General features: G+C 70.0%; 17 protein-coding genes. All 17 read right to left on the bottom strand.

Annotated features, from left to right (window positions below; translation table 11 throughout):
• Positions 1-40: 40 nt before the first annotated feature.
• Positions 41-1,192: a dienelactone hydrolase family protein gene (locus tag QQM39_RS35250; RefSeq protein ID WP_302001627.1), complete on the bottom strand. Its 1,152-nt coding sequence runs from the start codon at positions 1,190-1,192 to the stop codon at positions 41-43.
• On the bottom strand, positions 1,185-2,468 hold the full coding sequence (locus tag QQM39_RS35245) for a polysaccharide lyase family 1 protein (protein ID WP_302001626.1): 1,284 nt from the start codon (positions 2,466-2,468) through the stop codon (positions 1,185-1,187). Before QQM39_RS35245 ends, QQM39_RS35250 begins: the two co-directional genes overlap by 8 nt.
• Positions 2,461-3,483, bottom strand: a complete 1,023-nt coding sequence (locus QQM39_RS35240) for a pectinesterase family protein (RefSeq protein WP_302001624.1) — start codon at positions 3,481-3,483, stop codon at positions 2,461-2,463. The genes QQM39_RS35245 and QQM39_RS35240 overlap by 8 nt, the downstream gene beginning before the upstream one ends.
• Before the next feature lies 1 nt (position 3,484).
• A complete protein-coding gene (locus tag QQM39_RS35235) occupies positions 3,485-4,615 on the bottom strand; it encodes a pectinesterase family protein (protein WP_302001623.1) in 1,131 nt (376 codons plus the stop codon).
• 126 nt (positions 4,616-4,741) lie between these two features.
• Entirely contained in the window at positions 4,742-6,055 is a 1,314-nt protein-coding gene (locus QQM39_RS35230; RefSeq protein ID WP_302001622.1) for a polysaccharide lyase family 1 protein, read from the bottom strand.
• A gap of 31 nt (positions 6,056-6,086) precedes the next feature.
• Positions 6,087-6,890: a rhamnogalacturonan acetylesterase gene (locus QQM39_RS35225; RefSeq protein ID WP_302003842.1), complete on the bottom strand. Its 804-nt coding sequence runs from the start codon at positions 6,888-6,890 to the stop codon at positions 6,087-6,089.
• Between the two features lie 200 nt (positions 6,891-7,090).
• On the bottom strand, positions 7,091-8,452 hold the full coding sequence (locus QQM39_RS35220) for a sugar ABC transporter substrate-binding protein (RefSeq protein ID WP_302001621.1): 1,362 nt from the start codon (positions 8,450-8,452) through the stop codon (positions 7,091-7,093).
• Between the two features lie 71 nt (positions 8,453-8,523).
• A complete protein-coding gene (locus QQM39_RS35215; protein ID WP_302001620.1) occupies positions 8,524-10,503 on the bottom strand; it encodes a pectinesterase family protein in 1,980 nt (659 codons plus the stop codon).
• Positions 10,504-10,536: 33 nt separating this feature from the next.
• A complete protein-coding gene (locus tag QQM39_RS35210) occupies positions 10,537-12,045 on the bottom strand; it encodes a glycoside hydrolase 43 family protein (RefSeq protein WP_302001619.1) in 1,509 nt (502 codons plus the stop codon).
• Positions 12,042-12,887, bottom strand: a complete 846-nt coding sequence (locus tag QQM39_RS35205) for a PmoA family protein (protein WP_302001618.1) — start codon at positions 12,885-12,887, stop codon at positions 12,042-12,044. The genes QQM39_RS35210 and QQM39_RS35205 overlap by 4 nt, the downstream gene beginning before the upstream one ends.
• Positions 12,887-14,044, bottom strand: a complete 1,158-nt coding sequence (locus QQM39_RS35200) for a Gfo/Idh/MocA family protein (RefSeq protein ID WP_302001617.1) — start codon at positions 14,042-14,044, stop codon at positions 12,887-12,889. Before QQM39_RS35200 ends, QQM39_RS35205 begins: the two co-directional genes overlap by 1 nt.
• A complete protein-coding gene (locus QQM39_RS35195) occupies positions 14,041-15,345 on the bottom strand; it encodes a polysaccharide lyase family 1 protein (protein ID WP_302001616.1) in 1,305 nt (434 codons plus the stop codon). Before QQM39_RS35195 ends, QQM39_RS35200 begins: the two co-directional genes overlap by 4 nt.
• Positions 15,342-16,238 (bottom strand): carbohydrate ABC transporter permease, encoded by an 897-nt coding sequence (locus QQM39_RS35190; RefSeq protein WP_302001615.1) that lies wholly within the window; start codon positions 16,236-16,238, stop codon positions 15,342-15,344. The genes QQM39_RS35195 and QQM39_RS35190 overlap by 4 nt, the downstream gene beginning before the upstream one ends.
• A complete protein-coding gene (locus QQM39_RS35185) occupies positions 16,235-17,170 on the bottom strand; it encodes a carbohydrate ABC transporter permease (RefSeq protein WP_302001614.1) in 936 nt (311 codons plus the stop codon). Before QQM39_RS35185 ends, QQM39_RS35190 begins: the two co-directional genes overlap by 4 nt.
• 164 nt (positions 17,171-17,334) lie before the next feature.
• Positions 17,335-19,071 carry an L-arabinonate dehydratase gene (gene araD, locus QQM39_RS35180; RefSeq protein WP_302001613.1) on the bottom strand — a complete coding sequence of 579 codons (1,737 nt, stop codon included), beginning with the start codon at positions 19,069-19,071 and terminating at the stop codon, positions 17,335-17,337.
• The gene (locus QQM39_RS35175) at positions 19,068-19,976 is read right to left on the bottom strand and encodes a dihydrodipicolinate synthase family protein (RefSeq protein WP_302001612.1); all 909 of its coding nucleotides are present in this window, start codon (positions 19,974-19,976) and stop codon (positions 19,068-19,070) included. Before QQM39_RS35175 ends, araD begins: the two co-directional genes overlap by 4 nt.
• The gene (locus QQM39_RS35170; RefSeq protein ID WP_302001611.1) at positions 19,973-20,641 is read right to left on the bottom strand and encodes a GntR family transcriptional regulator; all 669 of its coding nucleotides are present in this window, start codon (positions 20,639-20,641) and stop codon (positions 19,973-19,975) included. Before QQM39_RS35170 ends, QQM39_RS35175 begins: the two co-directional genes overlap by 4 nt.
• Between the last annotated feature and the right edge of the window lie 163 nt (positions 20,642-20,804).

Here is a 20,804-nt window from a genome sequence, read left to right as displayed (position 1 = left end):
GGAGTGCGGGTCCTTTTCCGTCGTTCGGGTGGGGAGGGGGTTACAGGACGCGGTCCAGCCAGGCGAAGACCTCGTCCTGCATGCGGTCGACGAAGACATGGCCCAGGTCGGGCCAGGTCTTGAGGTGCAACCGCTCCTCGGCGTGGCGCGAACGCCAGACGGCGCGCAGCTTGTCGTGGGCCACCCGGACGCCGTCGGCGGGGAAGAGGGTGTCCAGGGCGCCGCTGAAGAAGAGCATCGGCCTGGGTGCGGCGATGCCCGCCACGTCGGGGAAGTCGAGGAACCGGGCAAGCCCGGGGTGGAGCATGTAGTACGACGACTGCCCGCGCAGCGTGTTGTTGCCGGGCACCATCATTTCCTTCAGGCCGGTCATCCAGCAGACGGCGGCGGTGGCGGCGATGTGGTCGCTGAGCGCGGCGGTTTGCCAGGCGCGGTAGGCGCCCATGGAGAACCCGACGGCGGCGACCCGGCGTGCGTCCACCCGGTCGAGGCCGGCCAGGAATCCGGCGGCACGGGCGTCCTCGCGGGCCATGAGTCCGGCGAGCGAGGAGCCGAGGTTGTAGAAGTTGGAGGCCAGCGCCTGCTGCTGGTCGTAGGTGAGCGGGCCCCGGTCGCCCCAGCCGAGGGCGTCCGCGCACAGGACGACATAGCCGCGCCGGGCCAGCTCGTCGCCGACGAACCGCCCGCTGAAGTACCGGTCCGCCCAGGCCTGCGCGGAGGCGAGCCGGGTGTCGTCGTACCAGGGCCGGACGAGCTTCTCCTTGCCGATGTCGAACTTGGCCCCGTGGTCGTGGAGCAGCAGGACGGCGGGGAAAGGGCCGGGTCCCCGCGGGGTGAGGAGGGCGGCGCGCACCCGTTCGTGGCGGCTGAGGGAGAGGGTGACCAACTCCCTTGTGCAGCCGTCGCCTTGAGGTCCCGCGGTGAACTCCGGTGCGTACGGCGTCCCGTCCTGGCCGTCGACGAGGAGGTGCTCCTCGACCTTGGCGCGGGCGGCGCGCCGCCAGGCCCGGAAGTCGCGGATCGGTGAAGTGCCCCAGGCGAGCGGGAAGTTCAGCTCGTCCTTGAGAGCCTGGTGGAAGTCGGGAAGGTTGCCGCCGACGAGGTCGGCCGCCTCGGCGCTCCCGGATCCCGCCGCGAGGGCCACGGCGGCGGCTCCCGTCACGAACGTCCGGCGTCCCATCGCGTCAGGCATGCGGCCTCCCCGCGCCGGCGTGGGTCAGGACGTAGTGCTCGACCGCCGCCCGGGACATGAGGGGCCGGTACGGGTACGCGTCGGCCGGGTGCCAGCCGACGTCGTCGGTGAGCCCGAGACCGCCGGCCACCGCGTTCAGCCGGGCCGGGCGGCCGTTGAACCAGGAGCCGGTGTCGTGGAAGTGCTCGCCTCCGTAGGCGGCGACGGCGAGGGACGGCTCGCCTCCCGGGTGGCTGAAGACATTGCGCTCCGAGAAGATCGCGGACTCCACCCCGACTCCGAGCGCGTAGAGGGTGTCCTCGGCGCTCCCCCGGTACACGTTGTTGACGACGTGCACCTGCCCGAAGCGGACGCGGGGCCCGCGCTGCACGATGTCGGTGAACAGGTTCCGGACGAACGTCACCTTCAGGTGCCCGCGGTCGCGGTCGCCGCGTCCGTCGCCCGACCCGATGAGGAGCGCCTTGTCGTGGTCGTCGAAACGGCTGTCGGAGACGGTGACGAAGTCGGAGCCGTCCTCGATGTCCAGCAGCCCGTCGTGCCGCTGGACGTGCTCGCCGTGGAAGCCGAGGGGGGCGTCGCGGTCGGGGAAGCGGCCGTCGGTGAAGGTGCAGTGGTCGATCCAGATGTGCTTGCCGGTGACGACGGTCATCGCGTCGAAGCGGGCGTTCCAGTTGCCCTGGGTGGCGTCGTCCGGTGACCAGCTGGTGAAGTGGTCGACGGGGGCTTCGAGACGCAGGTTCCGGACGACGATGTTCGTGCCGGTGTTGACGGTCAGGAAGACCCCGAGGAGCCGGGCGTCGTCGCCGATGCCGACGAGCGTGGTGTTGCTCGGCACGGTCAGCTGGATCTGCGCCTTCTCCTTGCCCGACCCGGTCTGGCGGAGCTGACGCTGCTGCCTGCAGTAGTCGTAGCGGGTGTCGGACCAGGTGGCGCCGTCCTCGCCGAAGCAGGACATGTACTTGGCGAGGTCGTACCCGGGCGCGTAGTCCTGCTCGCCGAGCAGTGAACCGTCGGCCGCCTCATGCCCGTTGATGGCGCCGACGATCCGGATCACCTTGGGCGCGGTGGGGTCGCCGTGGTTGGCGAGGGCCTCCTTGAGCTCGGCGCGGGTGCGCACCGTCCAGGTGGTGCCGCCCGCCCCGCCGGTGGTGCCGGGGCCGGTGACGGCCCAGCCGACGGGGCCGCGCTGCTCGGCGGCGGAGGCGGCGGTGGCGGCCCCGGGTGCTCCCCCGAGCAGGCACGCCCAGGCGAGCAGAACGGCGGCGGCCCTACGCACCGGGCCGCCAGTCGCCGAGATACGTCCGCTTGGTGTGCGCCTCGGCTTCCGCGGCGGTCAGTTGAGGCCGGTTCCCCGGAACCGAGATCACCGCACCCGGCCCGCAGTTGCGGTACTCCCGGAACCGCATGGTCTGCCAGGGGTACTGCTCCCGCATGTTGGTGTACGGCGCCACCGGGTCGATGCCGGGCCCGATCCGGGTGTCCCGCACGACGAGGGACGGCCAGGCGGTCGTCTCGTACGTCGGCACCCATGGCCGGGCGAGCTTGTACGCCGCGTTCTCGGCGCCGGAGGTGATGCGGGAGCGGACGGCGAGGATGCCGTACGGGTTGGCGCGGGCGGTGGACGGGGCGAAGACCATGCCCTTGGGGGTGAAGTCCACGGCCCGCTGGAGCGTGTGGAAGTGGCACTCCTCGAAGACGGCGGTCGCCCGGCCGAAGACGAAGTCGACGTCGCCCTCGATGTAGCAACGGCGGAAGTACTGCCGGTCGAACGCCGTCAGCGCGGTCGTCTCGACGAACAGCGTGTCCTGGTGGGCCAGCAGCCGGACGTTCTCGAAGTGGGTGCGGTCGCCGTACGTGTACGCCGCCACCGCCTGGGTGCCGGTGATGTCGGGGTGGTCGGCGCGCAGCCAGTCGTTGGCGAGGGTCAGGTCGCGGACGGTGAGGCCGGGGGCGGCCGAGGTGAAGGTGGCGGAGCCCGCGGTGCCGTACGTGGTGCCGTCGGGCTTCTTCGTGCCGTTCGCGTTGTCGTGGACGATGACGGCGTCGCGCGGGTCGCGGGAGGCACCGCGCAGGGTCAAGTGAGCCTTGCCGACAGGCACGTTGACGACCTCGCGGTACGTCCCCGGATGCACGACGATCGTCCAGCCGGGCCCGTCCACGGCGTCCACGGCCGCCTGGACGGAGTCGCCGGGGCGGACGTGCAGGACGCGACGGGACCCGGCGGCGAGGGCAGGGGTGGACCCGGCGACGACCAGGCCCAGCCCAGCCGCGAGAAGAGCGCGCCGGCGCATGTCAGCACGCCTCCTTCCACGGCTGCCAGTCACCGAGGTAAGCCGCGCGGGTCGCCGACTCGGCCTGCTCGTCGTCGAGTTGGGGACGGTTCTCGGGGACGCTGACGACCGCGCCGGGGCCGGTGTTGCGGTACTCGGCGAAGCGCTGGTTCTGCCACGGGAAGGCGTCCGACATGTTGGTGTAGGGCGCGACCGCGTCGATGCCGGCCCCGAGGTGGGTGTCCCGGACGACGAGGGACGGGCGGGCGGTGGTGTCGGAGCTGGGCACCCAGGGGCGGGCCAGCTTGTAGTAGGCGTCCGGGGCCTCGCTGGTGACACGGCTCCTGGTCACCAGGTAGCCGAGCGGGTTGGCGCCCGCCGTCGAGGGTGCGAAGACGAAGCCGTACGGCGTCGAGGTCAGGTCGGTCCGGGTCAGGGTCCGGAAGTGGCAGTGCTCGTACACGGCCGTGGCCCGCCCGAAGACGAAGTCGACGTCGCCCTCGGCGTAGCAGTGCGAGAAGTACTGGCGGGCGAAGACGCCGAGGGCGATGGAGTCGGCGTACAGGGTGTCCTGGTGACCGAGGAAGTGGCAGTGGTGGAAGGCGGACCGGTCGCCCTGCACCTTGATGGCGACCGCCTGGGTGCCGGAGATGCCGGGGTGGTCGGCGCGCAGCCAGTCGTTGGCGAAGGTGATGTGGCGGGCGGTGAAGCCGTCGGCCTGCACGGTGGTGGTGGCGGAGCCGGTGGTGCCGTAGGTGCCGCCGCCGGGCTTGGGGGTGCCGGCGGCGTTGTCGTAGACGATGACGACGTCACGCGGGTCGTCACCGGCGCCGAGCCAGGTCATCTCCGTGCGGGTCACGCCGACGGCGACGGTCTCCCGGTACGTCCCCGGCGCGATGACCAGGGTCCAGCCGCTGCCGGTCGCGGCGGACACGGCGGCCCGGACGGACGTGAAGTCGCCCTGGCCGGACGCGTCGACGTACAGGGTCTGCGCGGTCAGGCGCGCGGCCGGGGAACCGTAGCGGCCGAACGGGCGGGGTCGAGCGGTGGCCCGCGCGGGGGCCGACGCGAGCGCGAGGGCGGCGCCGGCTCCGGCGCTCGTCAGCAGGAATCGCCGTCTGGTCAGGGGGAGTTGGCGGTCGGGCGAGGGCATGCGGGTGCTCCTTCGCGGTGCGGCTCTTCAGGGGTGAGCGGGGCGTTCGGGTTGATCGGGGAGTTCCTCGCCGTGGGGGGTGGTGCGGTGGGCCGGGGCTACGGGCCCCGGCCCGGTGCGGGTGGGTCAGCGCAGGCGGCCGGCGCCCGCACAGCCGTCGACGATCCCAGGCAGCGCCTTGGGGTTGTCGACCTTCGTGCGCAGGGTCGGTGTCCATCCGGCGCCGGACTGGAGGGTCTCCGCCGGGATCTCGGCGTTGTGGACCGCGATGAGGTCCGTCAGCTTGCCGTTGACGTAGTTGTTCTCGGCGGTCAGCGGCGACTCGTTCCACTTCTTCAGCACCTTGCCGACGCTCGCGCCGGCCGGCAGCGAGATGGCGTTGTCGCTGGCGTGCAGTTGCGAGGAGATGCCGACGCCGAAGATGTAGTAGTCGTCCTTCTGTTCCTCGGTCACCACGTAGTGGTTGTTGTAGACGTCGACCTGCCCGAACCGCACGCGCGGGGAGCGCTGGAGGATCCCGTCGAAGCGGTTGTGGTGCATGGTGACCTTGAGCTTGCCGCCGTCGGTGGTGGCGAGGCCGTCACCGTTGCCGATCAGCATGTTCTTGTCGTGGTTCTCGAAGCGGTTCCAGGACACGGTCACGTAGTTGGAGCCGCGCACGATGTCCGTCAGCCCGTCGTGCTGCTGGAAGACCTTGCCGAAGTGGACCGGCCGCTCGCTGTCCGGGTAGCGCCCGTCGGTGAACGTGTTGTGGTCGAGCCACACGTGATCCGTCCCGTAGACGACCACGGCGTCGTACTCGGAGTTCCAGTTGCCGGTCTTGTTGTCGTCGGTCGGATCCCACTTGGGGAAGCAGTCGAGCGGGGCCTCGATGGTGAGGTTGCGCATGATGACGTTCGAGACGCCCTTGATCTGGAGGCTGCCGCCGAGGATGCCGGAGTTCCTGCCGACGCCGACGATGGTGGTGTTGCTGGGGATGTTGGCCTTGATCTCCGAGTCCTGCTTGGCGGCGGAGGCGACCCGCGCGTCCTCCTGCGGACCCTTGGCGACCTCGTCGTTGCCGTAGACGGCCGGGTCGTAGTCCTTGAGGTACTGCTGGAGGTCGTACCCGTCGGTGACGAAGGCCTCGCAGCCCTCGGAGACGGCGTCGATCATGCCTTTGACCTTGATGATCTTGGGCGCGTCGCCGCCCGCCTTCAGCGCGGCCTTGAACTGGGCCCAGGTGGTGACGGTGTAGACGTGCTCGGCGTCGGCGGCCGAACCGCCGGTGGTCCCGGCGCCCTCCGACCCCCAGCCGTCGTTCGCTCCCAGGACCTGTCGGCCGAGATCGCGGGGGCCCGCCTCCGCGCTGGTGCCGGTGAGTCCGAGGACGAGCGCGGTGCAGCCGATCAGCACGGCTGTCTTCGCTGTGACATGCCCATGCCATACCTGTGCGTTCATGGTGCGGCTCTCTTTTCTGCGGTCGGGGTGGTTACGCGGCGGCCTGCGGCCAGGTGATCCAGGACTCCGGGATTTCCGCGTCGAGCCGGCGCACGTCCTGCGGGGCCAGCACGCGGGTGCGCAGCAGTTCCCGCGCCACGAGACGCGCCACGGCGATCGCGCCGGGCGGATTGAAGTGCGTGTTGTCCTGCTCGGTGGCGGTCCAGTTGAAGTACGTCTTCGTCCCCTCGACCCCGAGCCGCTGCCACAGCGCGAGGGACAGGGCCTGGATGTCGAGCAGCGTGACGCGCTCCTCCTGGGCGAGCGCGCGCATCGCCGCCGGATAGTCGCCGTGGGTCGGCACGGCGTTGCCGGCGGCGTCGAACTTCCGGCGCTCCACGGCGGTGGCGAGGACGGGGCGGGCACCTCGGGCACGGGCGCCGTCGATGTAGAGGCGCAGGTAGTCCTGGTACGTCGTCCAGGGCTCGGTGTACCGCGTGGGGTCGGCGATCTTCTCGTCGTTGTGGGCGAACTGGACGAGGAGCAAGTCGTCCGGCTGGATCGCGCCGAGGATGACATCGAGCCGACCCTCGTCGACGAAGCTCTTCGAACTACGCCCGTTCACGGCATGGTTGGCGACGGGCCTGTCCTTGTGCAGAAAGAAGGGGAAAGCCATCCCCCAGCCGGTCTCGGGAGCCACGTCGGTGTACTTCTGGGCGGCGGTGGAGTCACCGGCGATGTAGAGGGTGCGGGTGCGGCGGCGCTCCGTGGCCTGAGCGGTACCCGTGGCCGCGAAGGAGAGGGGGACGGCAGCGAGGGCGGCCATGGTGGTGACCTGTCTGCGGTTGAGGGACACGAGCATGTGCCTTTCTCAAGGGTGTTACGGGATAGCGGTGCCTTTCAACGTGGGGGGTGCTTGGCGACCTGAAGGGGCGCGGGGCAGTGCCCGATATGCGGCTCCGCCGCGTGGGCGCGCCCAGCCACGGCCGGTCCGAGGCCCGAACACGGGCCTCGCAGCCCCGGACCGGCCGCAATCAGCTGAACCGGCGGAACCAGTCAGCCCTTCTGCTGATTCCACTCGGCCTGAGCCTCATTCAGCTGCTCGGCCATCGTGTCCAGGAAGTCCTTCGCGCTCATGTCACCGAGCAGCACCTTCTGGAGGTTGGGCTCGTTGTCGGCCTTGGAGATGGTGTTCCAGTCGGGCAGGTAGTACGGCAGCTGGACGATCTCGGTCGAACCATCGTTCAGCGCCGTGGCCGCCAGCTTCGTCGGCTCGGCCTTGGAGATCCACGCGTCCTGCGCGGCGTCCGTGTTGGCCGGGATCGCGCCGGCCGACTCGTTCCACTTGGAGTTCGACTCGTGTGAGGCGGCGAACTCGATGAACTTCCAGGCCGCCTCCTTGTTCTTGGAGCTCTTGAACAGCCCCAGACCGTCGACCGGGTTGGAGACCTGGACCCGCTTGCCGCCCGGCCCGGTGGGCTGCGGAATACCCCGGAACTTCTCGGTGCCCAGGGCCTTCACGTGGTCCTGGTACGACCCCAGGTTGTGGTTCAGCATGCCGATGGTGCCGGAGTCCCACTGGGAGACCATCTTGGTGAAGTCGTTGTTCAGGTCGGCCGCCGGAGTGACCTTCTTGTAGAGCGCGGCGTACTTCTCCAGCGCAGCCGCATTCTTCGGGTCGTTGACGGTCGTCTTCTCACCGCCGGCGTCCCAGAAGGACGTGATCCCGGACTGCCCGTACATCGCGTCCAGCGCCTGGGCGACGGAACCGGCGCCACCGCGGATGGTGTAACCGAACTCGTTCTTGCCGGCGTTGGTGAGCTTCTCCGCGGCCTCGTAGAACTTGTCCCAGGTCGTCGGCTCGTCCAGGTTCGCCTTCTCGAACAGGTCGGTGCGGTAGTACAGGACGCCGTTGTTCGCGGAGGTCGGAACCGAGTACAGCGTGTCGTCACCGCCGCCGGCGGCCTTCAGCGAGGTGACCATGTCCTCGTTGAGCTTGCCGTCCAGGGCGGACTTGGCGAGCCGGTCGTCCAGCGGCTCCAGCGCATTCTGCGCGGCGAACCCGGCGAGCATCGCCGCGCCGACGCCGCCGACGTCCGGCAGGCCGCCGCCCTGGAGGGCGGTGTCCACCTTGGACTGGTAGTCGGTGGACGGAATCCCGACGTACTCGACCTTGATGTCCGGGTTCGCCTTCTCGAAGTCGGCGATGACCTCCTTCCAGATGTCGGTGCGGACACCGCCGTTGTTGTCCCAGAAGACGATCTCTCCCTTGCCGCTGCCCTCGTCGCCCTTGTCGCCCCCCGTACCGCTCCCGTCGTCACCACAGGCGGTGGCCGTCAGGGCGAGCACGGCGCTCAGGGCGACGACGGCCGACATGCGGCGACCGCCTGTGCTGCTCCTGCGATTGCTGATCTTCATTGGTCGGCTCTTTCTTCTGGATCAAACGGAGATATGAAGTTGTGGGGGGTCTTCAGGGCGTTGAGACGCGCTCAGCGCCGGACGTGCGGCGCCCAGCCATCGGCGCCCTTGAGGTAGTCGGCGACGGTGTGGGTACGCGCCTCGCCATCGCTCATCTGCGGCCGGTCCGCGGTGACAGCCGCCCCCGGCCCGAAGTTCCGGTACTCCGCGAACCGCGCGTCCTTCCACGAGAACCCGCCCATGTCGGTCCACGGCGAGGCCTTGATCGCGGCGGGCAGTTCGGTGTTCCGGATCAACACCTGGGCGATCGCCTGGGGTTCACCACCGGGATGCCAGGGCCGTCCCAGGTGGAAGGATCCGGCCGGCGCGTCGCTCACCACCCTCGAGTCGGTGATCAGGAACCCGTACGGGTTGTCCTTGAAGGTCGAGGCGGCGGTGATCCAGCCGTTGTTGGTGGTTGAGCCGCGGCTCAGCGCGCGGATCACCGAACGCTCGATGACGGTGGTCGCCCGCCCGTAGACGAAGTCGACGTCGCCCTCGATGTACGAGTCGCGGATGTAGACCCGGCTGACGGTGGTCAGCTTGGGGCTGTCGGTCATCAGCGTGTCCTGGTTGCCCAGGAAGGCGGTGTTCTCGAAGACGATCCGATCGCCGGTCGTCTTCATCGCCAGCGCCTGCTCGCCGCTCAGCTCGTGCGCGGCCTCGTCGAAGTCGTTGCTGAAGGTGAGGTTGCGCGCGGTCACGTCGTTGGCGGCGATCCGCACGGTGGCGCTTCCGGTGGAGCCGCCGTAGGCCGCCGGCGTGTCGAAGACGATGACGGTGTCCGACCGATCTTGTCCAGTCCCCTGCAACACGATGTTCGGCTTGCTCGCGGGGATGAACACCTTGGCGCGGTACGTCCCCGGTGCGACCGCGATCGTCACCGAGCCGGCGTTGCCGTCCGGCACGGCGTCAACAGCGGCCTGCACGGTCGGATAGTCGCCGGGGACGTGCAGCGTCACCGCGTCGCCGATCTGCTTCTGCGGCCCGGAGAAACGCGTCACCAGCGCCGGGACGGCGGCCGCCGGGTCAAGCTGGTAGTCGTAGAACTCCCGCGGATCGAAGGCGGCACCCCACTCGTCCTGCCGCCCGCTGACGTTCTTCAGGATCGACCCACGCTCGACCAACTCGGCCGTCGCATCGGCCTGATAGGGATGCCGAACCCCGTCGTAGTAGCTGTTCTCGATGACCATCCTGGTCTTGCCGCGCGACCAGTTCCCGTACGACCACACCGGGTCACCGTCGGCCACCTGCGCGGACAGGTAGTTGTTGTACAGGTGCGCGTAGGCGCAGTTGTCGGCGGACGGATTGCGCTGCTTCGTGCCCGTGAACCAGTTGTGGTCGACGGTGAGCTGCGTCAGCACATTCGTCGTCCAGCCGACCCCGAACGCCTTGTTGTGGTTGGTGAACTGGTTGTAGGAGACGGTGATGTACTGACTGTCCTTACGGATGTCGAGCAGCCCGTCGCCCATGTGCGTGAAGCGGTTGTGGTCGATCCAGACATGGTGGACGGTGTCCATCTGGATCGCGTCGAAGTCCTGGGTCTTGCCGTCCCAGTCGCCCTCGACATACGAGTCACGGATCGTCAGGTTGCGGATAATGACATTGCTCGTGCCGGGGTTGAGGTGCAGCTCACCGTGCACGATCTCACCGGTGTCGCCGACGCCGATGATGGTCTTGTTCGAGGTCACGACGATGTTCGAGCCGAAGGGCTCGACGTCGATCGCCCCCGAGACGCGGATGATGTACGGCTCTTGCGCCGCCGCGTACTTGGCCAGCGAGGCCTGATCGGTGACGGTGACGACCTTGCCGCCCGCGCCACCGGTCGTACCGCCGGCGAGGGAGGCGAAGCCGTGCGGCTGGTCGGTCCAGCGGTCTGCGGTCACCGACGGTGCGGGGGCGGCTGCCTTCGCCTCCCCGACCGCCCCGAGCGCCAGGGCGGCCACCAGGCCCACGACGGTGGCCAGGGTTCTGCCGACATTCGGCAAGCGCTTGCTATGGAGGTGCGTCATTGCGGCTCCCAACAGGCTTACAAATCCGGTGAGTTACGAGGCGCTGATCCTGAAGTGGGTGAAGGTCGCCGCTCCGGCGTGTCCCGGACCGGCGGGGGCGAGGCCGAAGAGCCCGAGCAGGGCACCGACCCAGCGCCAGGGGGTGGCGGCAAAGACCTGACCGGAGGGCGTCCAGCCGTCGCCGGTGTCGTACGAGAAGCGGCAGCGCGCCCCCGACCCGATCTCGATCCGCAGCCGCACCCGCCCCTCGGGCGCGGGCCTCGGATGATCGGCGTCCCGTTCCTTCTCCGCGACCGCTTCCGCGAACCGGTGCACGACATGCACCGCCCCGTCCGCGCCCCGCTGGAGCCCGATCCAGCTGAACGCGTCCCCGAGCACCGCGAGCCCGGCCCGCGCCCCCGGCTCCACGCTGTCCAGCCGTAGCTCGACCTCGACCGCGCACGGCGTGCCGGGCAGCCGCTGCGTGAGGATGTTCGGAAGTTTGCGCAGGTCGTGCGCGTCGGCCGAGCGGACGCAGGCGAGCCGCAGACCGTCGCCGGAGTGCTGGGTGGCCCAGCCGTCCTGCGGGTTGGCGGTCCACGACCACTGGCGGCCGAAGCGTCCGCCGGGGAAGTCGTCGTCGGTGGCGGGCGCGGCGGGCGGCTGCGGCGGCAGGTCGGGGACGCGGTGTACGGCGACGGGGGCGCCGTCCTCGCCGAGCACCGGCCAGCCGTCGGCGTCCCAGCGCATCGGCTGGAGGTGGACGACCCTGCCGTACGCGCCCCGCTGCTGGAAGTGCAGGAACCAGTCCTCACCGGACGGGGTGCGCACCCAGCCGCCCTGGTGGGGGCCGTTGACGTCGGTGTCCTTCTGTTCGAGGACGATCCTCTCCTCGTACGGCCCGAAGAACTCGCGCGAGCGGAGGGCGCCCTGCCAGCCGGTCTCCACTCCCCCGGCGGGCGCCAGGATCCAGAACCAGCCGTCGTGCTTGTAGAGCTTCGGCCCTTCGAGGGTGAACCAGCCGGGGATCCGGTCGCCGTCGACGATCAGCTTGCCCCCGTCGAGGAGTTCGGTGCCGTCGGGGTGCATACGGTGGCCGGTGAGGCGGTTCTTCACCCCCGACCGGGACTTGGCCCAGGCGTGCACGAGGTAGGCCTCGCCGGTCTCGTCGTCCCACAGGGGGCAGGGGTCGATCAGGCCCTTGCCCTGCTTCACCAGGTGCGGGCGGGTCCAGGGGCCGCGGATCTCGGGGGCGTTGACCTGGAAGATGCCCTGGTCGGGGTCGCCCCAGAAGATCCAGAAGCGCTCGTCGTGGTGGCGGAGGGACGGAGCCCAGACGCCGCGGTCGTGCCGGGGGGTCGCGAACTCCTCGGCCGGTTCGAGGTGGTCGACGGCGTGGCCGACCAGCGTCCAGTTGACCAGGTCGCGGGAGTGCAGGAGGGGCAGGCCCGGGGCGCGGCCGAAGCTGGAGGCGCTGAGGTAGAAGTCGTCGCCGACGCGGACGACGTCCGGGTCGGACCAGTCGGCGTTGAGGATGGGGTTGCGATACACGTCGGTCGTCACGGGCTCACCGCCTTGCGGACCAGGGACGCCGCTTCGAGCCGGCTGATCCGGCCGTCGGCGACGACGGTGACGATCCGGCGTACGGCGGTCTCGCCGGGCGGGATCGGCAGCCGTTCCTCGGCGGCGAGGGAGGAGCCGACGCCGGGATACTCCCCGGCGCGCACGAACCACGGGTCCTGGCGGGTCCGTTCGGTGGCCCCGGCGAAGATCAGGGTCCAGGTGGAGCCGGTGAGGGCCACCCAGGGGGCGCGGGTGCCGTGGATCTCCTGCTCGCCCTCGCGGTCGACGGTGAACACGTCCGGCGCCGAGGCCTCCTTGCGGGCCCGCCAGAAGAAGCCGCCGTAGGCCGCGCCGGGGCGGCCGTTGGTGGCGGGGCTGCCGATCGACAGCGGGCCCGGGGTGACGTTGGTCAGGGAGAAGGTGAAGTCCAACGCCCAGGCGAAGTCGGCGAGTTCGGTGGTCGCGACCGTACGGCGCTCGCGCAGCAGCTCGGCCCCCGCCGCCACCCAGCGCAGTTCCTCGACGAAGCCGTCGGGGTCGCGCAGCTGGAAGGCGGTGTGGCGCTGGGCGCCGTGGTTGTCGAGCTCGGTCGGGCCCTGGTCACGGACGTAGGTGCGTCCGCCCCAGAAGTTGTGCCCCTCGACGTCGGGAACGGCGACACCGACGCCGAGGTGGTGTATGTGGTCGGCGGGGCTCAGCTCGGTGACCGCCGTGCCGGCCAGGGTGGTGACGGGGTGCAGATACGGGCGCGGGGAGAGCCGGGCCGGCAGTTCGGGCCGGGTGACGTACCGGCCGACCGGTCGGCCCGCTACACGCAGCACCGCGGTGTCGTGGGGGGTCATCAGGTGCTCACCTCTTTCGTTCGTGCCTCAGGCGCCCAGGGAGCGCCCAGCTCGGAGTAGAGGGCGAGGGTGTCGGCGGCGGCCGCGACGAGGCCGTCGATGCCGGGCACGACCCGGCGCTGCTCGTCGGGGAGCAGCTGCCAGGCCTCGTCCGGCAGCGGGGCCGGGTCGGGGGCGAGTCGAATCGCCTCTACGACCTTCATGAAGGCGCCGGTCGCCTCGGGTGTGACCAGCACGTCGGTGCCGTCGGTGAGATGCTCGACGAGGTTCTCGAGCAGGTCCGTACGGTCGTACTCGAACTCCTCGGGGCCGTGGCCCGCGCGCTGGAGCAGGACGCGGTCCTGCTTGTACCAGAAGGTGATCCGGCCGTGTTCGCCGTGGACGACGACGTACGGATCGTCCGGGTCCTCGGCGCACAGGGTCGTGGCGACGACGACCTGGGGGCCGTGCGCGGTGGTGACGCGGACGCAGGAGGTGTCGTCGGACTCGATGGCGTTGGCGCGCAGCAGCTCGGTCTCGATGGCGGTGACGTCCTCGGCGCGCACCGTTCCGCCCAGCGCGAGGGCGGTGGCGACGGCGTGCGCGAGCGGGTTGGTCAGCACGCCGTCGATGACGTCGACGCCGTTCAGGCGCCGCTTGCCCGCCCAGGGCGCCCGCCGGTAGTACGCCTCGGTGCGTGCCCAGGCCCCGGCCCCTCCGATCCCGACGATCTCGCCGATGGCGCCCTCGGCCATCAGCGTCCGGATCGCCGGCACCGCGCCCGAGCCCAGCGACTGGAAGCCGATCTGGCAGACGACCCCGGCCTCGGCGACCCCGTCGGCCATGCGCCGGAACTCGGCGTACGACGGGGCGGGCGGCTTCTCCAGCAGGATGTGCACGCCCCGGCGGGCGGCCGTCAGGGCCAGGTCGGTGTGGGTCGGGATCGGCGTGCAGATCACGGCGACGCTCGCGCCGGTGGAGTCGAGGAGGGCGCCGAAGTCGGCGGACTGTTCCGGCGACCCCAGGCCCTCGGGAAGCTCGTCCGCGCTCAGCGGGGTCAGCTCGCAGATCCCCGCCAGCCGGACGATCCCCTTGTCGTGGAGCCGGCGGATGTTGTCGAGGTGCCAGCGGCCGTGGCCGCGCGCGCCCGCCAGGACGATGGGTACGGCAGTGCTCATGGGGTCCTCCCTGCGCCCGCGCCGCGTGCCACCTCTCGGTCGGCCGTGGCGGCGCTGTCGATCTTTGTGTGCAGGGTAGGTGTCCAGCCGACGTCGGCCGTGAGATCACGCTCGCTGCCGGAGTTGTAGGCGTTGTAGATGGCGAGCAGGTCCACCGGATAGCCGTTGAACAGGGTCCCGGACTGGTGGAGGGCGGTGCCGTTCCAGCTCTTGACCAGGTCGGCGACCTCGATGTGGCCGGGGGTGGTGAAGGCGTTGTTCTCGGCGTGGACGGCGGACTCGGTCGACACGCCGATGGAGTAGCGGTAGTCGTGGGCGTCGGCCGGGACGACGTACCGGTTGTTGTAGAGGTGCACCTGCCCGAAGCGGACGCGGGGCGCGCGCTGGACGACGGACTCGAACTCGTTGTGGTGCAGGGTGACCCGCAGCTTGCCGCGGTCCCCGGTCGCGGTGTCGCCGTTGCCGATGAGCATCGCCTTGTCGTGGTCGGCGAACCGGCTCCAGGAGACGGTGACCAGGTCGGAGGCGTTGGTGATGTCCAGCAGGCCGTCGTGGCGAAGGTAGTTGCGGCCGAAGTATGTGGGCTCCTGCTCGTCCGAGTGGCCCTTGTCGCTGAGGGTCACATGGTCGATCCACACATGTGTGGCGCCGCGCAGCCATATGTTGTCGTACGCCGTCTTCCAGTCGCCGAGGCCGCCTGTGTTGGGCTGCCACGCAGGGAAGCAGTCGTAGGCGTCGCGGAGTTCCAGGTTGCGGACGATGACGTTGTTCGCGCCGTTGAGCTGGAGGCTCGCGCCCTTGAGGACCGCGCTGTCGCCGAGTCCGACGATGGTGGTGTGGGAGCCGACGGGCAGCTCGATCCGCTCGGCCTGCCTGGCCGCCGAGGCCTGGCGGGCCTCCTCCTGCGGGCCGCTGGGCTTGGCGGAGCCCCAGGTGCGCGGGTCGTAGGCGGCCAGGTACTTCTTGGTGCTGTAGCCGTCGGTGGCGTAGTCGGCGCAGTCCAGGTGGTCGCCGTCGTCGTCGGTGTTGGCGTCGATCGTCCCCGCGATCTTGATGATCTTCGGGGTGGCGCTGCCGCCGTCGAGGGCGCGGACCAGCTCACTGCGGTTGCGTACGGTGAAGACGTGGGCGTCGTCGGCGGTGGAACCCCCCGTGGTACCACCGTCGGCCGCCGCCCAGCCGTCGTTCGCGGCGAGGGTGTCGCGGCTGATGTCGCGTGCCTCGGCCCCGGCCGGGGCGCTGAACGCGAGGCCCAGCATCCCGGCGACGACGGCCAGTTGAAGTCCCCTTCGGCTCCTCATCCCTTCACCGCCCCCGCGCTGAAGCCCGTGATCAGCCACTTCTGGATGAAGGCGAACACGATCACGACGGGTACGGCGGCGATGATGCCGCCCGCGGCGAGCGCGCCCAGGTCGACGCTGTCGGCGCCCATCAGGGTGTTGAGGCCGACCGGGATGGTCTGCTTCTCCTGGTTGTTGAGGAACATCAGGGCGAACAGGAAGTGGTTCCAGGAGTGCACGAAGGCGAAGGAGCCGACGGCGATCAGACCGGGCCGCAGCAGGGGCAGGACGACGATCCGGAAGGCGGTGAAGCGGTTGCAGCCGTCGACCCAGGCCGCCTCCTCCAGGGAGTACGGCACGTTCTTGATGAAGTTGCTGATCAGGATCATCGACAGCGGCAGTTGGAAGACCGTCTCGGCGATGATGACGCTGCCCAGCGAGTTGATCATCTGCAGCTCGGCGAAGATCTCGAACAGCGGCACCAGGAGCAGCGCGCCCGGCACGAACTGGGAGCACAGCAGGGCGAGCATGAAGGCGCGCTTGACCTTGAAGTTGAAGCGCGCGAGGGCGTAGCCGCCGGCCAGGGCGACGAGGGTCGTCATCAGCAGGGTGGCGACGCCGACCAGCACGCTGTTCTGGAAGTAGGTGCCGAAGGCCCGCTCCGTCCAGACCTTCTCGAAGTGGTCGAAGGTCATCGGCCAGGGCACGAGCGAGGTCGAGCCGGCCGGGCGCAGGGAGAAGAGCAGGATCCAGTAGAAGGGGATGAGGGTGAAGACCAGGTAGATCGACAGCGGGAGGTAGATCTGCCAGCGCGGAACCTCGTCCCAGGAAGGGTTCTTCTTCGACGGACGCGGCGGCTCGGGGTCGGCACGCATGGGGGCGGGCGCGGCCTTGGTTGCTTCCTTGACGCTCACTTGTCCTCACCTCCGAACTTGCTCAGCCGCAGATAGACCATCGAGCAGAAGAGCAGGATCACGAACGCGACCGTGGTCAGGGCGGACGCGTAGCCGAAGTTGTGTGCGTCGACGCTGGTGTTGGCGATGTAGAGCGGGAGCGTCGTGGTCTCGCCGGCCGGCCCGCCGCCGGTGAGCGTGTAGAGCAGGTCGACGTTGTTGAACTCCCACACCGCGCGCAGCAGCGTGGACAGGACGATGGCGTCCTTCAGATGGGGCAGCGTGATGTGCCAGAACTGCTTGATGCGGCTGGCCCCGTCGACCTCGGCGGCCTCGTACAGGTCCCTCGAGACGGACTGGAGGTCGGCGAGGATGAGGATCGCGAAGAAGGGCACACCGCGCCACAGATCGGCGACCACCGCCGCCGGGAACACCGTGGAGGTGTCCGACAGCCAGCTGGTGCCGTAGGACCCGATGCCCACGTCCGCGAGGTAACGGGTGATGCCCGTCTGGGAGTTGTAGAGCAGCACCCAGATCGCCGAGGTCAGCACGCCGGAGACGGCCCACGGCGAGAAGACCAGGGCGCGGCCGAGCGCCCGGCCCACGAAGGTCTGGTTGACGATCAGCGCGAGCGCGAGCCCGAACATCAGCTGGAGCCCGACCTCCACGAACACCCACTTGGCGCTGAAGACCAGCGTGTCCCAGAACAGCGGGTCCTCGGTGAAGGCGTGGACGAAGTTGTCGAAGCCCGCGAAGCCGTTCCGCCAGGGCTTGGTGGGGTTGTACTCCTGCAGGCTGTAGTAGAAGACGCTGATCACCGGGTAGGCGATGAAGCCCAGCATGAGCAGGGCGGCCGGGGCGATCAGCAGATACGGGAGCCTGCGCGGCGTGGCGGAGGCACGGCGTCGCCGGGGTGGCGCGGGCGGTTTCGCCACGGCTGCGGCTTGGGCCATGACTGGTCTCCGTTCTTGGTACGGCGTGCGTGCGGCTTGCTTTCGTGGTGCAGGAAGCGCTTTCTCGATGGGCGGAGGTTGCCCGGATCGCGATACGGGGTGCCTCTTGTGGTTGTGTGGCGGCTGCGGGTGCGTTCTGCCTTGTCGCGCGGTTCCCCGCGCCCCTAAAGGGCGTAGGGGTCTGGGGACTTGCCCGGTCTGGCCAGGAACTCGAAGTCGCAGCCGGTGTCGGCCTGGGTGATCTGGTCGTTGTAGAGGGCGCCGTAGCCGCGCTCGTAGCGGGTGGGCGGTGGGGTCCACTCGGCTCGGCGGCGCTCCAACTCATCGTCGTCCACGTTGAGTTGGAGGACGCGGGCCTCGACGTCCAGGGTGATGAGATCCCCGGTGCGCACGAGCGCCAGCGGTCCGCCGATGTACGACTCGGGCGCCACGTGCAGCACGCACGTGCCGTAACTGGTGCCGCTCATCCGGGCGTCGGAGATCCGCACCATGTCCCGTACGCCCTGCTTGAGCAGGTGGTCGGGGATCGGCAGCATGCCGTACTCGGGCATGCCCGGGCCGCCCTTGGGCCCGGCGTTGCGCAGCACCAGCACACTGTCGGCGGTGATGCCGAGCGACGGGTCGTTGATGGTCCGCTGCATCGTCTTGTAGTCGTCGAAGACGACGGCCGGACCCGTGTGCTTGAGCAGGTGCCGCTCGGCGGCGATGTGCTTGATGACGGCGCCGTCGGGGCAGAGGTTGCCGCGCAGGACCGCGACCCCGCCCTCGCGGGCGACCGGGTTCTCGCGGGTGCGGATGACGTCGTCGTTGTGGACGACGGCGCCCTCGATCTGCTCGCCCAGGGTGCCGCCCACGGTCGGCCGGTCCAGGTGCAGCAGGTCGGTGATCCGCGAGAGGAAGGCGGGCAGGCCGCCGGCGAAGTGGAAGTCCTCCATGAGGTACGTCTGTCCGCCGGGACGGACGTTCGCGAGCACCGGCACGGTACGCGCGATGCGGTCGAAGTCGTCGAGGGTGAGCGTGATGCCCGCGCGGCCGGCCATGGCGATCAGGTGGATGACCGCGTTGGTGGAGCCGCCCAGGCCCAGCACCGTGGTGACGGCGTCCTCGAAGGCCTCGCGGGTGAGGATCTCGGACGGCTTGAGCCCGGTCCAGGCGAGCTCCACGGCGCGGCGCCCGGAGGCGGCGGCCATCCGCTCGTGTCCCGAGTCGACGGCCGGGATCGAGGAGGCACCCGGCAGGGTCATGCCGAGGGTCTCCGCCGCCGCGGTCATCGTGGAGGCGGTCCCCATGGTCATGCAGTGACCGGGTGAACGCGCCAGCCCGCCCTGGAGCTCGCGCAGTTCGCAGTCCGACAGGTTGCCCGCGCGGTGCTCGTCCCAGTACTTCCACATGTCGGTGCCGGACCCGAGGGTCTCACCGCGCCAGTGCCCCGGCAGCATCGGCCCCGCGGGCACGAAGATCGACGTGACATCGGCCGAGGCCGCGCCCATGAGCAGCGCCGGCGTCGACTTGTCGCAGCCGCCGAGCAGCACCGCCGCGTCGATCGGATACGACCGCAGCAGTTCCTCCGTCTCCATCGCGAGCAGGTTGCGGTAGAGCATCGGGGTCGGCTTCTGGTACGTCTCCGAGAGCGTGGAGACCGGGAACTCGAGCGGGAAGCCCCCGGCCTGCCACACCCCCCGCTTGACCGCCTCGGCGCGCTCACGCAGATGGACGTGGCAGGGGTTGATGTCGGACCAGGTGTTGAGGACGGCGATCACCGGGCGGCCCCGGTACTCCTCCGCCTCGTAGCCGAGCTGACGCATGCGGGCGTTGTGCGACCAGGTGCGCAGCTGACCCTCGGTGCCGTACCACTGATGGCTCCGCAGTTCCTCGGGGCGCTTTCGCTGTCTGTCGGTCACATCGACCACCCGGCGGCTATCGCGGCGACCTCGGCGCGCTCGTCCTCGGGCAGGTGCCGGCTCGGCGGACGGACGTCGCGGCGGCACAGGCCGAGGGAGGCGAGGGCCTCCTTGACGACGGTGACGTTGTTGGCGGAGCCGTTCGCGGCCCGCAGTTCCTCGAAGCGGCGGATCTGCTCCCAGACCTTCATCGCGGCCGGGTAGTCCCCGGATCGAAGCGCTTCGATCATGTTCAGCGAAACGGCCGGGGCGACGTTCACGAGTCCGGAGGTGAAGCCGGTGGCGCCCGCGGAGAAGTACGAGGGGGCGTAGGGCTCGGCGAGCCCGGCGACCCACACGAAGCGTTCCAGCCCGGCGTCACGGGCGAAGGCCGCGAACTTGGCGGCGTCCGGTACGGCGTACTTCACGCCGATGACGTTCGGGCAGTCGTCGGCGAGTTCGGCGAGGCGCGCGCCGCTGAGCTGGGCGTTGCGGATGTACGGCACGACGCCGAGCTCGGGCACGGCCTCGGCGATGGCGCGGTGGTAGTCGACCCAGCCGTTCTGGGAGACGTACGGGTGGACGGGCTGGTGGACCATCACCATCTGGGCGCCGAGGTCGCGGGCGTGGCGGGCGGAGGCGATGGCCGTGGGCACGTCGTGGCCGACACCGACGAGGATGACGGCGCGGTCGCCGGCCTCGTCGACGGTCCACTCGGTGACGAGGCGGCGCTCCTCGGGGGTGAGGGCGTAGAACTCGCCGGTGTTGCCGTTGGGGGTGAGGGTGGTGATGCCCCCGTCGAGGAGACGACGCAGCAGGGCCCGGTGGACGTCCTGGTCGACGCGGCCGTCCTCGGCGAACGGGGTCACCGGGATCGCCACCACGTCGGCCAGGGCCGTGCGTTGGGTCTCGAACGTCGTGGTCATGCCGGACCGTCCTCTCCCTGGGCCTCGGAACCCGCTTCGGGGAAGGCCCGCTCGACGAACGACGCGATGTGGGCGTGCAGGGCGCGCGCGGCGCCGTCCGCGTCCCCTTCGAGCGCGAGCCGCAGGATCTCCCGGTGCTCGCCGGCCTCCCGTTCCCAGGAGGGCGAGGCGGCCCAGGCGACGGCGGACACCAGGGCGGCCTGGTCGCGGACCTCGTCGAGCATCCGGCCGAGCAGCGGGTTGCCGCACGGCAGGTAGAGGGCGCGGTGGAACTCCCGGTTCGCGAGGGAGCGTTCGGCGGTGTCGTCGGCCGCGTCGGCGCGGGTCAGGGCATCCCGGGCGGCATCGAGGGAGGCCCCACGCCTGACCGCCCGCTGCAGAGCCTCGGGCTCCAGCAGCAGCCGTACGTCGTAGACCTCGCGCGCCATGTCCGCGTCCACCATGCGCACCGTGACGCCCTTGTACTGGCTCATCACGACCAGCCCGGTCCCGGCCAGCGTCTTGAGCGCCTCGCGCACCGGGGTCTTCGACACCCCGAACTGCGCGGCGAGCTCGGTCTCCACCAGGGCCTGACCTGGCGTCAACTGCCCGGTGAGGATGCGGCGTTTGATCTCCTCCAGCACGTACTGCGTGCGGGAGGGGATCGGCGTGGGCACAGAGGTCATGCGCGCCTCTCGGATCTTCGCGGGATCGGGATCGACCTCGCGTATGGGATCTCAGGTATGGGATCTCACGTATCGCGTCTCATATATGACGTACGAAGTACGACGCGATGAAGGTAAGAGGGGGCGCATGTTTCGTCAATGCTTCTTACAAAGGAAGTTGAGG

This window comes from Streptomyces sp. DT2A-34 (assembly GCF_030499515.1).
Lineage (GTDB): Bacteria > Actinomycetota > Actinomycetes > Streptomycetales > Streptomycetaceae > Streptomyces.
Note: the sequence above shows the minus strand (reverse complement) of the source record. Positions and strands in the feature narration are given on the sequence as shown.

Excerpts from the sequence above, each read along its gene's own strand:
- QQM39_RS35200 (WP_302001617.1), bottom strand. The coding sequence starts at position 14,044 with ATGAGCACTGCCGTACCCATCGTCCTGGCGGGCGCGCGCGGCCACGGC.
- QQM39_RS35230 (WP_302001622.1), bottom strand. The coding sequence starts at position 6,055 with ATGAACGCACAGGTATGGCATGGGCATGTCACAGCGAAGACAGCCGTG.
- QQM39_RS35185 (WP_302001614.1), bottom strand. The coding sequence starts at position 17,170 with ATGGCCCAAGCCGCAGCCGTGGCGAAACCGCCCGCGCCACCCCGGCGA.
- QQM39_RS35235 (WP_302001623.1), bottom strand. The coding sequence starts at position 4,615 with ATGCCCTCGCCCGACCGCCAACTCCCCCTGACCAGACGGCGATTCCTG.
- QQM39_RS35220 (WP_302001621.1), bottom strand. The coding sequence starts at position 8,452 with ATGAAGATCAGCAATCGCAGGAGCAGCACAGGCGGTCGCCGCATGTCG.
- QQM39_RS35215 (WP_302001620.1), bottom strand. The coding sequence starts at position 10,503 with ATGACGCACCTCCATAGCAAGCGCTTGCCGAATGTCGGCAGAACCCTG.
- QQM39_RS35250 (WP_302001627.1), bottom strand. The coding sequence starts at position 1,192 with ATGCCTGACGCGATGGGACGCCGGACGTTCGTGACGGGAGCCGCCGCC.
- QQM39_RS35175 (WP_302001612.1), bottom strand. The coding sequence starts at position 19,976 with ATGACCACGACGTTCGAGACCCAACGCACGGCCCTGGCCGACGTGGTG.
- QQM39_RS35195 (WP_302001616.1), bottom strand. The coding sequence starts at position 15,345 with ATGAGGAGCCGAAGGGGACTTCAACTGGCCGTCGTCGCCGGGATGCTG.
- QQM39_RS35170 (WP_302001611.1), bottom strand. The coding sequence starts at position 20,641 with ATGACCTCTGTGCCCACGCCGATCCCCTCCCGCACGCAGTACGTGCTG.
- QQM39_RS35240 (WP_302001624.1), bottom strand. The coding sequence starts at position 3,483 with ATGCGCCGGCGCGCTCTTCTCGCGGCTGGGCTGGGCCTGGTCGTCGCC.
- QQM39_RS35205 (WP_302001618.1), bottom strand. The coding sequence starts at position 12,887 with ATGACCCCCCACGACACCGCGGTGCTGCGTGTAGCGGGCCGACCGGTC.